Annotated in this window: 8 protein-coding genes; 4 read left to right on the top strand and 4 right to left on the bottom strand. The window is 47.6% G+C overall.

What is annotated here, in order from left to right; all coding sequences use genetic code 11:
• Nucleotides 1-142 precede the first annotated feature (142 nt).
• Nucleotides 143-1,609: an alpha/beta fold hydrolase gene (locus tag ACSQ8O_RS12730; RefSeq protein ID WP_436241850.1), complete on the bottom strand. Its 1,467-nt coding sequence runs from the start codon at nt 1,607-1,609 to the stop codon at nt 143-145.
• Nucleotides 1,610-1,741: 132 nt separating this feature from the next.
• Nucleotides 1,742-2,464: a glycerophosphodiester phosphodiesterase gene (locus ACSQ8O_RS12725; protein WP_436241849.1), complete on the bottom strand. Its 723-nt coding sequence runs from the start codon at nt 2,462-2,464 to the stop codon at nt 1,742-1,744.
• Nucleotides 2,465-2,679: 215 nt separating this feature from the next.
• Between ACSQ8O_RS12725 and ACSQ8O_RS12720 the strand changes: the two genes are divergently transcribed.
• The 3 genes from ACSQ8O_RS12720 to ACSQ8O_RS12710 all read left to right on the top strand — a co-directional run bounded on the left by ACSQ8O_RS12720 (nt 2,680) and on the right by ACSQ8O_RS12710 (nt 5,938).
• Complete coding sequence (locus ACSQ8O_RS12720) at nt 2,680-3,639, top strand: carbohydrate ABC transporter permease (protein ID WP_056616096.1); 960 nt, start codon at nt 2,680-2,682, stop codon at nt 3,637-3,639.
• On the top strand, nt 3,636-4,457 hold the full coding sequence (locus ACSQ8O_RS12715) for a carbohydrate ABC transporter permease (RefSeq protein ID WP_056616099.1): 822 nt from the start codon (nt 3,636-3,638) through the stop codon (nt 4,455-4,457). The genes ACSQ8O_RS12720 and ACSQ8O_RS12715 overlap by 4 nt, the downstream gene beginning before the upstream one ends.
• A gap of 89 nt (nt 4,458-4,546) precedes the next feature.
• Nucleotides 4,547-5,938, top strand: coding sequence for an ABC transporter substrate-binding protein (locus ACSQ8O_RS12710; RefSeq protein WP_436241848.1), 1,392 nt, complete (start codon nt 4,547-4,549; stop codon nt 5,936-5,938).
• 75 nt (nt 5,939-6,013) lie between these two features.
• Here the strand turns inward: ACSQ8O_RS12710 and ACSQ8O_RS12705 are convergent, their stop codons facing one another.
• Both ACSQ8O_RS12705 and ACSQ8O_RS12700 read right to left on the bottom strand, forming a co-directional pair.
• Nucleotides 6,014-14,377 carry an endo-alpha-N-acetylgalactosaminidase family protein gene (locus ACSQ8O_RS12705; protein WP_436242007.1) on the bottom strand — a complete coding sequence of 2,788 codons (8,364 nt, stop codon included), beginning with the start codon at nt 14,375-14,377 and terminating at the stop codon, nt 6,014-6,016.
• Nucleotides 14,378-15,021: 644 nt separating this feature from the next.
• Nucleotides 15,022-15,240 (bottom strand): helix-turn-helix domain-containing protein, encoded by a 219-nt coding sequence (locus ACSQ8O_RS12700; protein ID WP_327205105.1) that lies wholly within the window; start codon nt 15,238-15,240, stop codon nt 15,022-15,024.
• Between the two features lie 243 nt (nt 15,241-15,483).
• Between ACSQ8O_RS12700 and ACSQ8O_RS12695 the strand changes: the two genes are divergently transcribed.
• Nucleotides 15,484-15,858, top strand: coding sequence for a helix-turn-helix domain-containing protein (locus ACSQ8O_RS12695; RefSeq protein WP_436241847.1), 375 nt, complete (start codon nt 15,484-15,486; stop codon nt 15,856-15,858).
• The last annotated feature ends 13 nt before the right edge of the window (nt 15,859-15,871 follow it).

Below are 15,871 nucleotides of genomic sequence, written 5' to 3'. Positions count from 1 at the left end.
AATCTCCCATTTGCTCCAAACATTCTATCAAACCGACCGTTACGCTATCATTAATCTGGGAAAGAGAGCCTCGCACAACGAAAAAACCCCGATTTCACAAGTGAAATCGAGGGCTGCTGTCTTGTTTCTGTTCGGATACACCTTATATAAATCGTTCAACGAATTTCATATACCTCTCCGACTGCCGCAAATCATTATTTTGCCGATAGTATTCCGCCGTCCAGCGAGCAAGCTCCTCCAGTTTATGTTCCACCTTCTCAACATGTGCAAGTAGCCAATTGTCGAAGATACCCATGGCGAACGGGTACGCCGTTTTTTCGAGAATTTCCCGACTAAGCAGCGCTTTCCGCTCCCTATCAGGTTCGTCTACGGTCGTTTGCAGTTTTCCCAGCAGATCCAGCAAATCACACTTGATATTGCCGCGTAAATAGATGTACTCTCGGTCTGCAACGAGGAGAGGGTTAGCTTCGTCCGAATGCTTGTCCAGCAAGCTTTTCAAATAGCTGAGCGATACGCGAAGCCTGTTCTTCGCGTTGGACAGTTCCGCTTCCGACCACAAGGCGTCACATAGCTGCTCTCGCGTGACGGAAGGGTGGAACAGCAAATAGACGAGCAGTCTTTTGGCGTATCGCTGATTCCACTCTCCTAAAACGACCTGTCGGTTGATGGTTACACGAAATGTGCCCATGACTTCAACTTCCAAAACAGTGGACGATTCATGCTGCTGGCGAACCTGTTCCACGAAATCTTTGATTTGATTCTGCATATGTGCGGACAGCTTGTCTACCACTCGAACGTCAGGAGAATCGCCTGCTTTCTGGATATGCTCATCAATCCAATTTGCCACGATTGCCGGCTGATCCAGTTGAACCGCGTTTGCAGCGTCGGATACGACTAAAAAACGGTAGTTTTGAAGCAAAATCGTCCCTAGCGCGAGCACACTCGGTGGGAAAAGTCTGTCGTATTCACCGCCCAAAAACAGCACAGGAACATCGACACCTCTAATCTGTTGAGCTGAGATATATGCGGTAATCAAATCTCTAATTTGAATATAGTGATGGAAGGAAACTTGGCTATAAGCTTCATATAATAACTCTTGTTTGCTCGGTGTAACGCGATGGCAAGCGGCGCTCAGCAAGCGTTCAGCAACCGGCATGATCGAGGTACTCTCTCGTATAATTTGCTGCCGATCACCTGATAAAATCGGCATTACTTTAACCGGGTAATAAAGCGGTACTGAAAGCAGACTAAGCGATATCACCTTGGCCGGATATTCGCGAACGAATTCCAGACCGATGTAACCGCCCATCCCATGACCGACAAGATGAAACCGATCGATTTGTTTATAAGCTAGAAGTCCGGCCAAGTCGTCGCAAAGCATTCGCCATGTGACGTCTTCCTCGTCCACCTGCCTGCTTCTGCCATGGCCTTTAACATCATAAACAAGAATATCGTAGCGGGATTGAAGATAAGGTATCGTCCAATTCCAAATACTCAGGTTCGTTCCCAGACTGTGGATCATAACTATGGTTTCTACCGGCTGATCGCTGCGGCTCGCTTGATGAAATTCATAATACAGGGTATCTTGATCAGTCGGTACGAATGGCACTCCCGTTCACCTCTTAGCTGAAAATTCAATGTGTAGGTAAATTCGACAAATTCGGCATACACTCCTTCCGCTTTTGACGAAAAATGTAGAACATTCGGGAATTCCAACATTATATCTCATCCTCTGACCAAGTTAGCCAAGCAGATTCCGCAATCGCGCTGGATAATCGGTAATAATCCCCGTAACACCAGCAGCAATCAACCTTTTATAATCCGCAACATCATTTGCCGTATATGGATAAACAGCCAGTCCTGCAGCTTCAGCCGCGACAACATCCTCCTTGTTAATACATTGGTGATACGGATGCAAAGAAAACACATCTACCCCCAATTGCTTAGCATAGGCTGCATGGTCTATTAAATTGGCTGCATAAAGCAATCCCACTTTCGCCTTAGGCTGCGCTTGTTTGATCTCGTGAATCAGCTTGTGATCAAAGGAAGAGATCACGATATCTTCCCATCTATCCATTTCATCCAAAAATGCCAACAACGCCTTCACCATTCTTCCCTCATAAGCGTGTTTTACTTCCACATTGATGAGATGTCCCCGTGGTACCAGCTCGAATACTTGACGCAGATGAGGAATTCTCTCTCCCGTGAATGCTTGAGAGAACCAGATGCCAGCATCTAAGGAATTCAACTCTTCCCAATTATGCTCACAAATAAGTCCGGATCCGTTTGTGGTCCGATCCAGCGTTAAATCATGACAGACGACAATCTCGCCATCTTTTGTTATTTGTACATCAAGTTCAATCCCTTCAGCACCTTGTTCAAAAGCTAGTGCGAAAGCGGCTAATGTGTTTTCAGGCGCCTCACCAGATGCTCCGCGATGTCCAATTACGATCGGTTGCTGCATGTTCAAATTCACTCTCCTATCCAGATAGACTAGCTAAATATGCTCAAATTATAGTTGAATGCACCTAATTCTGCCCAGTAAGAAATTCTATTGTTTTTGTAAATTCATCTAAAAATATACAAAATCTTCACTTGAATTTGACATTGGTCAAATAAACAAGCGTTAGTCTAGTAACGAGGCGTACATGTTGAATAATGTTCATGGAGGAGCTTGAAATGAATGCAATAGAAAGAGATTTACCTCATGCAAGAAAATCAAAAACGACTGTACAAGCAGCGCATCCGCGCAAGGCAGCAATTAGCCAGAAATGGGCGGAGACAATCCTTGGTTATGTTTTCTTAGCTCCCTCACTCTTGTTGTTCGCTGTCTTCTTGTTCTATCCCTTGATACAAACCTTCTATCTCAGTTTACACGAAACTGATCCTCGTGGCCGAGTGGCCTCCTATGTCGGTTTCGATAATTTCACAGCTATTTTTACTTCAGAACGATTTTATCAGAGTCTCGGCGTTACTGGCCTGTTTACTCTACTAACGGTTCCTACTGTGATCATCATTGCGCTGATGCTCGCTGCGTTAACGCATAATCAACTCAAAGGTATGCGAATCTTTCAATTCATATTCTCATTGCCTGTTGTCCTATCCGTAGGTACTTCCGCTGTGATCTGGATGATGCTATTTCACCCGAGTGTTGGCATGTTGAATTATTTACTTCAACAAGTTGGCCTAGAACCTGTGGCATGGCTGACTGACCCGCGATGGGCACTGCTTTCTGTTTCTATGATGACTGTTTGGATGAATCTCGGCTTCACCTACATTGTCTTGTTAAGTGGTTTACAAGGAGTTCCTGATGAAATCTATGACAGCGCCAAAATCGATGGATCTGGCCCCATTCGCACCTTTGTGCAAATCGTCCTTCCATTATTGTCACCGACGGTATTCTTCGTCACGATCGTGTCGATCATCGGTGCTTTTCAGTCCTTCGGACAAATTCATATTCTGACCAAAGGTGGACCCGTCAACTCTACAGATGTACTTGTCTACACCTTATATCAGGATGCATTTATCAACTTCCGGTTCGGAACTGGCAGCGCGCAAGCACTTGTCCTCTTTACCATTATCCTTATTTTCACAATCATTCAGTTTAAAGTATTTGAAAAGAAGGTGCACTATCAATGATGACCCGTTTGCAACATACCTTCGTCTACACCCTATTGATCATCTGTGCCGCACTTGTTCTTTATCCCATTTTCTATACATTCTCATCTGCATTGATGACACCAGAGGAAGCATCCGCCTATCCCCCTCACTTCTTGCCAAGCAGCTTTTATCTGGGAAGTATCATCGACGTATTCAAGCTTGTGCCCATCGCCAAATTTGTTACCAATAGTCTCATTGTATCTATCGTGATTACCCTGGGACAGCTGATTACATCCAGCATGGCCGCTTATGCCTTTACCAATATTCGGTTCATGGGTAAAGCCTTCATCTTTGCGCTCTTCATGGCTACCATGATGATTCCCTGGGAGGTCACCATTATTCCCAACTATTTGACGGTTAAAAAATGGGACTGGCTCGATAGCATGCAGGGGCTAACCGTTCCATTCTTGGCTACGGCCTTCGGAACCTTCCTTCTGCGGCAATTCTTCTTACAGCTGCCCAAAGAGCTGTTCGAAGCGGCACGAATCGATGGTTGCGGACATTTTCGCATGTTCCTTCGAATTGTGCTTCCGCTCGGGCGTCCAGCCTTGGCAACGTTAGCTGTGTATGCCTTTTTAAATGCATGGAACATGTATCTATGGCCACTGCTCATAACGAACAGCGAAGCCATGAGAACCGTGCAAATTGGCATCGCGATGCTGCAATTCGAAGAGTTAACCGTATGGAATTTGGTTCTGGCAGGTGTAACCATCGTATTACTGCCGTCCCTCTTATTGCTCATTCTCGGTTTAAAACAGCTCGTTCGCGGACTTACCGCTGGTGCTGTGAAAGGTTAATCCATCCTCTGATGGCCACTCTGTTCAGCTACAATGCTGAAGCAGATTTCCATATATTTTAGATTAGAGATAAGGGAGAGAAATAGACGATGAAATCATTGAAAACAAGAAGCTCCATCCTTGCTATGACTGCAATTATGGTGCTGTTAACTAGTGCATGCGGCAAAGCAGAAACAACGACTTCAGGCACTACGACAGAAAGTAAACCTGCAACAAGTACGGCAGCGGCGGATGTCAAAAAACCAACTGAACCCGTTAAAGTAATCTGGTGGCACTCGATGAGTGGAGAGCTTGGGAAAGCCGTCGATAAATTAGTGGCAGATTTCAATAGCTCCCAGAAGAATGTACAAGTTGAGGCTGTATTCCAAGGTACCTACGATGAGAGTATTAACAAAATGAAAGCATCGATGGATACCAAAAGCGGCCCCTCCCTCATTCAAGTTTACGAAATCGGCTCCCGCTTTATGATCGATTCTAAAGCCATTACACCTGTTCAAAAATTTGTTGATGCCGATAAATTTGATCTTTCCCAGCTCGAAGAGAACATTCTGAATTATTATAAAGTCGATGGCAAACTAAATTCCATGCCATTCAATACGTCGAACCCTATCTTGTATTACAACAAAGACATGTTCAAAGCTGCCGGTCTTGATCCAGAGAAACCGCCAACCACGTATGAAGAAATTGCGAATGCTTCTAAAGCACTAAGTAAAGATGGAAAATCCGGTTCTTCTTTTGCGATCTATGGCTGGTTTATGGAGCAATTCTTCGCTAACCAAGGTGTTGAATTCCTTAATAACGGGAATGGCCGTACCGCTGCTGCAACAGAAGCCTTGGTTAACAATGACGCTGGTGTCAAAACGCTAACCTGGTGGAAAGAGATGGTCGACAGCAAAACGTCCGCTAATCTTGGACGTAAAACAGATGATACGAAAAAAGCTTTCCTAGCTGGCCAAATCGCCATGACTCTAGATTCCACAGCATCCCTCCGTGGTATTGTCAGCGGAGCTGAAGGCAAATTCCAAGTAGGTACAGGCCCGCTTCCGAAGCCATCGGATGCCAAAGAAGGCGGTGTAGTTGTAGGCGGAGCGAGTCTTTACATCTTGAACAATAAGTCGGAAGCTGAGCAACAAGGCGCATGGGAATTTATTAAATTTCTAACGAATCCGCAAACACAAGCATGGTGGAACGTAAACACAGGCTACTTCCCAATTACGAAAAAAGCCTATGATGAACAAATTATCAAAGATAATCTTACGAAATACCCGCAATTCCAAACAGCCATCGATCAATTGCACAAAACAAAAGCCAACACAGCAACGCAAGGTGCGGTTATGGGTGTATTCCCAGAAGCTCGTCAAATTGTCGAAACAGCTATCGAAGAGGCTTTGACTGGCAAAAAAGCTCCCAAAGAAGCGCTGGATAACGCAGCAAAGAGTATTACAGAGAAAATTGGTGCTTATAACAAGACCGTGAAATAAAACAAAACCGATGTTCCCGAGGTTACGGGGGCATCGGTTTTCTGATTTTCAACTGCCTACGACTAAGGTGACTCCTCAGCGTTTCAGAATATAATCCTGAAATCTAACCGCAAGACTTGCCAGATGAGCTCGCTGCAGGTCAGCGTGCGGGGCCATGGTTCCATCGCCATTGCCTGTAAAGATCCCCAGCTTAACCGTGATAGCTAGATCGACACGCTCTGATGTCGTCAGCCCCGGCAGATCGGTGAAGTCTTTCAGCAACAATTCATCCGCCTCCTGAAGTGACATCGTTGGATTCATGTTCAATGCCTTCAGAGCGTTGACAATCAATGTCGCTGTCTCAATGCGAGTCATGGGGCTGTCAGGTTCAACGTTATTTTCGGTTATGTCAATCAGCTTATTATCAGCTGCTGTATTGACATTAACAGCATACCATATGTTCTGATCTACTCCGTTCACGGCAGAAGCGGCTTTATTGGCCGGGATGCCAAGTGCCCGTAGGAATATCGTACTGGCTTCCGCAACAGTGACCGACTCTGATGGGGCGAATCTGCTGTTACCCACGCCGACGATCAGCATCAACGCCGCCGCCCTGTTAATTTCATCACTTGCGTAATGCCCGATCGCATCGATGAAGTTGGACTTGACGTTCACTGGCACCAGCGTGACATCGCCGCGGACGATGACGGTTACCGTACCATCACTATTCAATTTGGTAGGTACCGGGGTCAATGTGCCGTCGGCATTTACGATTGCCATCGTAGTGAATTCCGCTTTGTCCTCGTCGGGTTGCATATTCACGGTTACAGCATAAGGTTTGTTGACATCTCCTGATGTTTTCACAATCACTGGAGGTGCAACTGCCACAATGGTCACACTTGTGTTTGCGTTGTTCGCCGCAGTTGCCGCTACTGCGTCTTCAGCTGCTTTCGTTTGCTCCGATGTGCTTTCGATGATGGTGGTTGCATCCGTATCTTCCTCAACCTGTAGGATCCAATCATTTTCGGCTGGTTTCGGAGTAGGAGTCGGGACAGGTGTCGGGACTGGCTGAGAAGGAGTCTCGGAGCTGGTGTCCCCAGAACCGCTGCCTTCAGAACCGTTGTCTGTCTGCGGAGCGCTGGCACGGGTCACTGCTAGGGTATAGGTCCTCGGCGTACCATCTTCAGCAATAACACCTACATCAAATGTATTCAGCCCTACATTTAGAGATTTTACGCCTGCCCCGTTAACCGTTGCAGCGCTGTGGTTATTTGTGGCAGTAATCGTAATACTGCTGACACTGTTATCCACATTTACTGCGTAGCTCGTAATGTCCGAGCTAAATTCTGGAGACAGTACACCTGTGCTAACAGTCAGATTAGAAAGCGTTGCGTCATTGGAGGCGTCTTTCCCAGCACGGTTCACAGCTACCGTGTAGGTTTTCTGCGTACCATCTTCGGCAGTAACAACTACCTCAAATGTATTCAGCCCTACGCTCAGAGATTTTACGCCCGCTCCGCTGACCGTCGCAGCGTTGTGGTTATTTGTGGCAGCAATGGTAATACTGCTGACATTGTTATCCACATTTACTGCGTAACTCGTAGTGTCCGAGCTGAATTCCGGAGACAGTACACCTGCGCTAACGGTCAAGTTAGAAAGCGTTGCGTCTCCCGAGACAACCTCACCTACTTCCACGATTAGCAGATTGTCGATGATAAAAGGATTGGGGTTATCGCTCGGCGTCGGTGAGTCATTGTTCCGTAAGATACCGAACCAAGTCTGGTCGGATGTGCTAACGAACTCGTACTCATAATACCCTTTCCAGTTCGGCACTGCTTTCTTAATGTCGATGTTGCGGTAAGTGCCATTGGCTGCCCAACCTTCAGGCATCGCGGTTATTGGCACGCCGCCGTCCGACCGGTTCGAATTCACATTGTTAAAATACGGGCCCATCGTGCCTTGCAGATAATCATGGTGTTGAAGCCCTGTAAATTCCACGGTTGTCGAAGAAACTCTCTGACTTAGTGTCCCTTTCATACCATTCCCTAGCACAAAGGCGAAGATGCCATTTAGGCCGGTTTGGTAGTCAAAGCTGATACGGTATGCCTTGCCCTCTTCAAACCGGAGGCTCTGAGGTGTAGTCTGGTACATAATGCCCCCACTGCCGGTGATGTTAGAGAATGAGGTTTTGCCGTCCACAACCAGATCAACCGGGATGGTCGTAGTATCCCACCATTGGCCAGTAACCGTATTTCCCGCTTGGTCTTTCGTTGGCTGCACAAAGTTTCTTACACTTTCGGGAGCGTTACTACTCCAAACGGGTACAGTATTGTTTTGCGTATAGGGATCATGTCTGCGCTGCATGATGGTTCTGGCTTCGCGAAACCCTCCGCCGTTTCCAAGATTAAAGGGCAAGAAGCCCTCAAAAGTAGGTTTGTTGATGGACGTACCCGCTTCAGTTGTTCCATCCGGCGCGGATTCGAAATCCTGATACAGGATGATTTTCCCGTCGGTCACCGGAGTCTTCGGTGTTGGTGTGGTAGTCCTGTACATACGTACGTTGTCAAATCGCACCTCGCCTTCGCCCGCCACTGCTTGCAACCGTATTGTTGCTGTAGGTGCGTCCGCGGTGAATACGACGCGCATACGGAGCATACCGGTTTTTTCTTTGGAGTCGTAGCGGTCATAGTTGAGCAAGACGGAGGAATCTGTGTAACTAGAGCGCCTAGCTCCATCTGTATCCACGATGAGCGACGCCTTGCGCGTTTTTCCACGTTGAACCTCCACCATAACCGATACGGCGTACTCGTCGCCTGGATTCAGGCCGGTGATTGTCTGGCTGACCTCCGTTTCGTTACCATCCTTAACCGCCAGCTCCCAATTGCGGCTTCTACCATGGTTGTCGGCATTCGAGTTAGGTTGCGCTACGGCACCGTCAGTGGTGAAGAGTGGCATCGTTGTGTTGTCGTTACGTACTACTTCGGGATTCCCATTTACAGTTTTCCAACCTTTGAGGTTGTCGCCTGTGCTGAAGCCTGGATTATTCACGTATTGACCCTCGCCGAAGTCGACATCCACATCCATATCCTGCTGTTCTTTATACACCACGTACGGGGTTCTTGCATCCGTATGGATAGTAATTTTTCCATTTACTACTGTTAGAACCTGTTCAGAAGACTTGCCCAGGTCGGACAACTTATACACGTAGACGGTCTCGAGGCCCGACCAACTGTCGGGGAGTTCCCAGGTCGTACTGCCGCCGTCATCGTTCCAATGGTATAGTTTGATCTCCTTTTGTTCTTGCTTATCAAGCTTTTGCATGTCGCCCTCGTTCCACGGTATCAGGTACTTGGTTGAACCTTGATCTGTACCGATGGCGTTAACCTGCTCGTAAATCTTCTTTCCGTCTTTTTCTATGATGCGTTTGCTATTTCTTGTTTCGTTATTGAGATTCTCATAACCCTCTGCATAAACCTTCACTTCTCCGTTATTAAACTCGATGTAGTCCGCCCAGCCATCTTTATCCTTTTCCATGCGCGTAACGGGGAAGTGCTGCATGTACTTGGTTGGGATGTTGTTGCGATAGATTTTCTCAACAATCGAGTCATATTCGTTGATACCATTGTGCACCCAGCCCTCGTAGGAGGTCGTATCGGCGCCCATCAGCAGGAAAGCGCTGTTCGGTACGCGGGTTTCCTCAATGTCTGCCTTCCAGTTGTCGGTCGTGTAGTTATCCCAACGGTCTTTGGAGTCGTTGAAGATAAACCGGGCAATATCGCTGGAATATCCCTTGAGCGACGCCGGGCTATAGCTCTTTTCCACGGACCAGTGCGCCCATGCAGCGGAGTCCTCTGAGACGTACGGCCACTCCACAAAGTATGCAAGGCCATTATCCTCGTAATCCCGCGCCAAGGCGTTTCCGCGCCAGCCGTTGTGGGAGTACACATCGCTGTAAATGAAGCCCAAATCCGGGATGTCGGTTTTAAAACGATTCATGCGCTCATAACGGCTTTTTTCTTGGCTTGCCTCATTATCATTATCTCGGGTTAACGCATCCAACTGGTCGTCGATCACATAGGCTTGGTGCAGGTAGTAACCGAACGCCACATAACCTTTGCTTCGCGGGGTGATTCCGTCGGCTTGCATTTCGACGTTCTCATAGCTAAACTGGTCAACCTTCGCGAAATACTCTGTAAAGTTGGTGTGGACACCGACAAAGCTGTTGTACTGGTTAGTCGTAATGTCAGTAAACTTTCGGAATTCGTCCAAGCCGCCCAGTTGGTCATCGTAGACGCTGAAGTCGCCCCAGTTGCCTGCGTTATGGTATTTTTGCAGGATGATTTGTCCCAAGCCGTCCGTATGCAGCCAGATACGCTTAGTTTCGTCCACTGATGCCAGATACGGGTAGTTGGATTCGTTACCCTGTGACATAATCAGCCGTTGTACGACCGCGTCGGCAATTTTGTCCGAGCCGACCGCCACTTTAGCGACGCTGCGGTACTCATTGGCCGCATCCTGCCAGTTAACGATACCATCGTTATTGTTTTCTTCAGCCAGCACGACCCAGACATGCGGCATATCCCTTTCGTATGGTTCATCTGTATACGTTCTGGTTATTAAGGCTTCCTCCTCTCCGTATCTACCCTCATTGTCAATAAATTTCTTGGTAGCATCAGGGAATCGCCATACCCAGGATCCGCTGAGCAGACTCGTTGTGACCAGCGAATCGTTTCTCTTCGTGTCCGCGAAAACGCGTCTTGCCACGCTGCCGTCAGTCAATCCGAAGGCATTACTCTGAATGCTGGCGGCCACGCTGCCGTTTGACACAAAGGCGTAGTTATAATAATCAGAGCCGGTCATCATATCTTTGATATTGTAAAAGCTATCTCCGCTCCTTCCGATATTGCTTTCCATTTTGGAACCGGCAAATGAGGAGCCAGTATTAAAATTGCTGACAGTTACCGGATTATGATTAGGTATTTCGATTACGAAAATGCGGTTGGCAGGATCCTCCTTAATCTCAATAAAATCAAACTTGAGCACCATCCCCTCCACCGTCGCCTTGATCTTTATTTCCGCGTTCAACTCGGTCACTCGCAGGGTATAGATAACATGCTGGCTGCCGTCTGCGTTCTGGAATGGCTCACTGGATGTAACGATGGGCTTGTAGTCCTTAACCGTTGAACCTGTCAACCCTTGGGACGTATTTAAGCTATATGTCATGCCAGTGGTCAACTTGAGCGTGTCCAGCTTGTTACGGTTGCCGTCGATCTTCGCACCGCTGTCCTTCATCTCATACTGAATGGCGCGAGGGAAGTCCTTATCCAGATAGACCTTTACATCACTGCTTTCGATGCTGAAAACGCTGCTGTTTACTGCAACCGTCACCGTACCGGTTGACTTAATCTCCGGATTATAAATGGAAGTCGCCGTAACCGTTGTCTCACCAACATTTTCTCCGACCACTAGGTTGCCGTACACGGACACGATGTCGGTGTTGGCGGCTGTCCAGACAAAGGCTGGCGTGGCGTTCGCTGGGACCGTTGTATAATTCAGCGTTGTCTGGTCTTGATGATTCACACTAGTGGCCGTGGACAGTGTAACAGATGACGGCGGAATCACCACGTTCTCGGTGACCGTCAAACTGTTAAAGCGTCCAACGGCGTCCTTCGGATTGACAATCGTCCGAATGCCGATTGTATCGCCGGGTTTCAAATACACCGTTACGATGTTCGACTGTTCTGTACTGGTGAGGCTGGCCGTTGTCCTCGTATATAATGTGCCTGCAAGCTGTCCGTTCACAAGCAGCCCCAATTGGCCAGCCGCCTGAGAGCTGCCTTTCGCATAGTTCAGGGTGATGTCATACATACCGGGCTTTTTCACGACGGCATCGGGAACGTCGATTTCAATTGACGAGCCGACAGGGACGTAGTCCATCGTATCCACAAACCCATTGCCTACTCTGATCCCGCCGCTAAGGCCAGTTAACGCGATCGGGATGTTCTCCGGGACTTCACTGGCGTTGCTATTCCGTACCGCCGCCGGCGGGTCGAACACATTGTTTGCCGTATCCCACAGCGAGACTTGGGCGGTTTTCAACCTAATATCGCTTTCGTTATTCTTTATGTACAGATTGTACTTAAACGTACCGCCGGTACCAGTGGACGTAATGACGACGTCCCCGGCCTTAATCGTTTGAATCCTTCCAGTCACAGGATCAACTGTCGCAGTCTCCGGGTCACTGCTGGACCAAGTGAGTGGGAAGCTCACGGGCTCCGGAATAATGATCTCATTGCCTGCCAGGAGGTAGAAGTTGCGGTTGAAGGAGTCGTATGTGTAAGACTGCTCCACCTCCCAGACGGAAATATAGTCGATATTGACAAGACCCTTGTCTGGATAGTCCACTACATCAAGACTGGAGGTGTCCAGCACCAGAGAGATGGTATCGCCCTCTTTCAGGTCCATCGTCCAAATATCGGATTCAACAAACACAAGCTCGCTGTCCTTGCCTGCAAGGGAAATACGGTAATTACCAGGTGTTTTCGGAGAGCCGTTTTCATTTTTTTCAACCTGGTCGTAATTGATATACACACTGATATAGTCCTCAATTTCGTAATTGACGCGGGAGAACTTCAACATGAATCCGTATTTACCATCTTTATGAATTGTAAAAGGGTATGTAACGCCGGCACCTGGCTTCGCCCTATAAGTTTGGGGGTCGCTGCCTGTGTATAAGCCGCCCAAAACAGATCTGTCGTTAGGTTGACCAGCTGGAGGCGACGAGTAGCTGCCATTCGGATAAGTCGCGCCGTTACTAGTGTTACCAATATTGGTGCGAACTACGGTGCCGCCGAACTTATCCGCGTACGCAGCCTTGTAGATACCGTTGGCGCGCGGGATAAGCGCAAGAGCTTCATACGTGTTGCTCAGGTTGCTCGTTGCGGTATTGAGTGTTTCCGCCGTCGCTATATTGTCAAGAAGCAGGTTTTTTGCCCCAGCCAGCGCGGTGGCAAACGGCACCCATGTAGCCGAGGTGTAGCGGTCCTCTTTAAGACCACGCCCCTCAATAGTCGTGATAAGATCTTGAAGCGCTTTCCTCGCCCTGCTCTCGTCAGTGCCCAGATCAACCGTCGCGCTGCCTCCCCCGTTGGTGATCTTGAGCTTTACGTTAGAATTAGTGCTATTGACATATATGTCATATATGCCGTCGTTCAACGTCTCGTTAAAGACAACCTTGTTGCCATTCTTGACGCCGCTAGCCTTTACGACGCCGTCTTGCATCAGTACGAAATCCACTGCGCTGATGTCAGGATGCGCTTCTCCATTAAGAAGAACCGTCAGCTCCGGTTTCTTGGAAACTGTTATATTCTCAATCCACATTTGCTTTGTAACGCCGTTATTGCCTGAGGTCCTTGTATCAAGTACCCGTAGCTCGGCAATGTTTGCAGGATTTTTTGCCCTGAACGCAAAGTTTGTGGCAATTTGCGTCTCCGAACCGCCCTCCGGCGTTACCCATGCGCTGTATGTTTTAGCGGTCATATCAATCGCGACACTGACATGATACACTTTATTTGCCACTAAAGGAGAAATGACATCAGCACCCCACCCTGTGCCGTTATATGCGCCAATCCCTGTATTGAACCGCACAAGGGCGTTCATTTTATCGACATCCGCATTCAAAGCGGTACCGCTTTGAACCAAGGAGACAGCCGTGTTCGGACTGGTTACCGATGTGACGTAATCGAACTTAACAGTCATTAGTCCACTCGTCAAAACCTCTGGCAGCGTATAGTATGCTTTAGCAGCATTGGCGCTGTTTCTGCCCGCAGCGTACAACCTCAGACTTCCCTTCACGCTGCAGAGCACATCAATCTTCCTGTTCAGATTGTTAATTGTGAGCGTGTCGGTGGTTTGATCGTTTGCACCTTCACCGCTCCATTTGTACGAATACCCGGCTTCGAGCGCGTTCGGCGGCGATGACATCGCACCCCGGCCTTCGGCGGTAATCACCAGTGTTTTGCCACCGAGAACCACAGCCCCGCTGGCAATGAAGTTGTCGTTGTATTTAGCGATGATCGCTGAGCCATTGGACGCACCTGCATCCTCGGCCTTGAATTCAACCGTGTAGTAGTTGAGCGTTTTGGCAGCAGTTCCAGAGACGACAATCGTTTCGCCAGTGTCGTCGCTGCCGTCAAAAATGTTATATGTACCGTCGTAAACGTCAAATGTAACCGTGCCGCCAATGGCGGAACCATTATCAATGATTTCCCCATTTTGCCGCAGGGTGAACGTTTTGCCGTGCTCGTCAAACGACTGGCCGTCTTTGTTGATGGTAAACGCTACGTTGTAAGCGTTTGCAGATGATTGCTGTGTTGCGGTTAAATCAGCCTCGGCTCCATCTGGGGCGGCCGCAAATACTGTCAACGGCGTAAGGTTGGCGCCGATTAGCGACAGTATCATGGCCAAAACCACTACCATGCTCAGAAGCCTGCGTTTCATTTTGCTCAAAGTTATTCCCTCCTTAAACATATATCAGATTGTCAACTTTCAACTAAAGAACCCTCAAACCATAACGGAAAGCTAAAGAATACATCCTATTTTATCGAGTCATGATCACTCCCTATCAGTTATGCTTTCTACACATAAGTGTGTTTCTTGTTGAAGGTCAGCACGCTGGCCCTCCCACCTGCTTCCAAGTATGATTCACTAGCCAGAGCCTGAATACAGCCTAGTTCTCATTTCCGTTGTATTAAAGTAAGAATGACAGGCATTAAGAGAATACATCAGTCCATCTTAGAAATCGTCAATAGTCAATCGTAATGTTAAGGAAGACCTGAGGCTCTGCCTCAGATCCTTGGTATAAACCCAATCTGATGTGTGTATGGGAAGGGTTGTCAATGTATCTAGATAAACAGGCGAGCAAACTTCCAAACCTAAAGAGTATCGCGAAAAGAGGTTGCTTGCTTTTCTAACGGACGTAACGGCCGTGGCGTCCGTTAGCATTTGGACTCCCTGCTTTTCTGTTCTTTTGTGTCTGAATCTGCTCGGTAGTGCATAACAAAAACCGATGCTCCCCAACCTAGGGGACATCGGTTTTATGATTTTCAGGCTATATGGATATGAAAAAGCTCCTCTAACTCCATCTCCAGCACTTCGCTTAATCGCTTAGCTGTTGATGGACCTACCGATTTAATCGATCGTTCAAGTAAACTTATGTACGCATGGCTCAGGCCAGAATGCCGTGCCAGCTCTCGTTGCGAATAGCCTTTCATGACCCTTGCCTTAATGAATGCATCTGTTTTGGCTTTAATTTGAATATGCATCGGCGTTGAATGTCAGTCCCCCATCCTCACTTCGTCCTATCTGAAGTATACCGCATATTCACTAATGCAACAATATAAGTTTACATTAGTAATCGAATATATGGGTATACATACATTTATTATTAGGATCGAAACTCATCGTTGTAATTACTATAGTAAACTGATAGTATTATAACGTTTACTAATGTTTACTTTACGGAATGAGGATGAGCAGGCATGTACTTTTACGATAAATTACGAGATATGCGCAAAATGAAAGGCTTCACAATCCGCGAACTAGCTGATCGCTCCGGTGTGTCCGCGGCATACATCTCTCAACTTGAGAATGGTAACCGCGGAATTCCTTCTCCCGATGTTTTGATGAAATTATCTGAGGGGCTCAACACGTCTTACTCGGAGCTGATGGATATTGCTGGTTATCTCGAGTCCTCTCAAGCGAACCAACAGTTTGAAAGCAATCCTGTTAATCTGCGGCGTTTTCTTCGTGAAAATGAGCTCATGTTTGATGGTATTATCCTTACACCTGAAGATAAGGAATGGGTAGAGCGCATGCTTACCGTCCTATTCTGGAAAGAGCGTCAATCCAGCAAAAGCACCGAGAGTGAACCCTCATCATAATGGCTCCATTCAC

The organism is Paenibacillus sp. LjRoot56, from assembly GCF_964253335.1.
Lineage (GTDB): Bacteria > Bacillota > Bacilli > Paenibacillales > NBRC-103111 > Paenibacillus_E > Paenibacillus_E allorhizoplanae.
The sequence above is the reverse complement of the archived record's forward strand: the minus strand, read 5'-3'. Positions and strand labels throughout refer to the sequence as shown.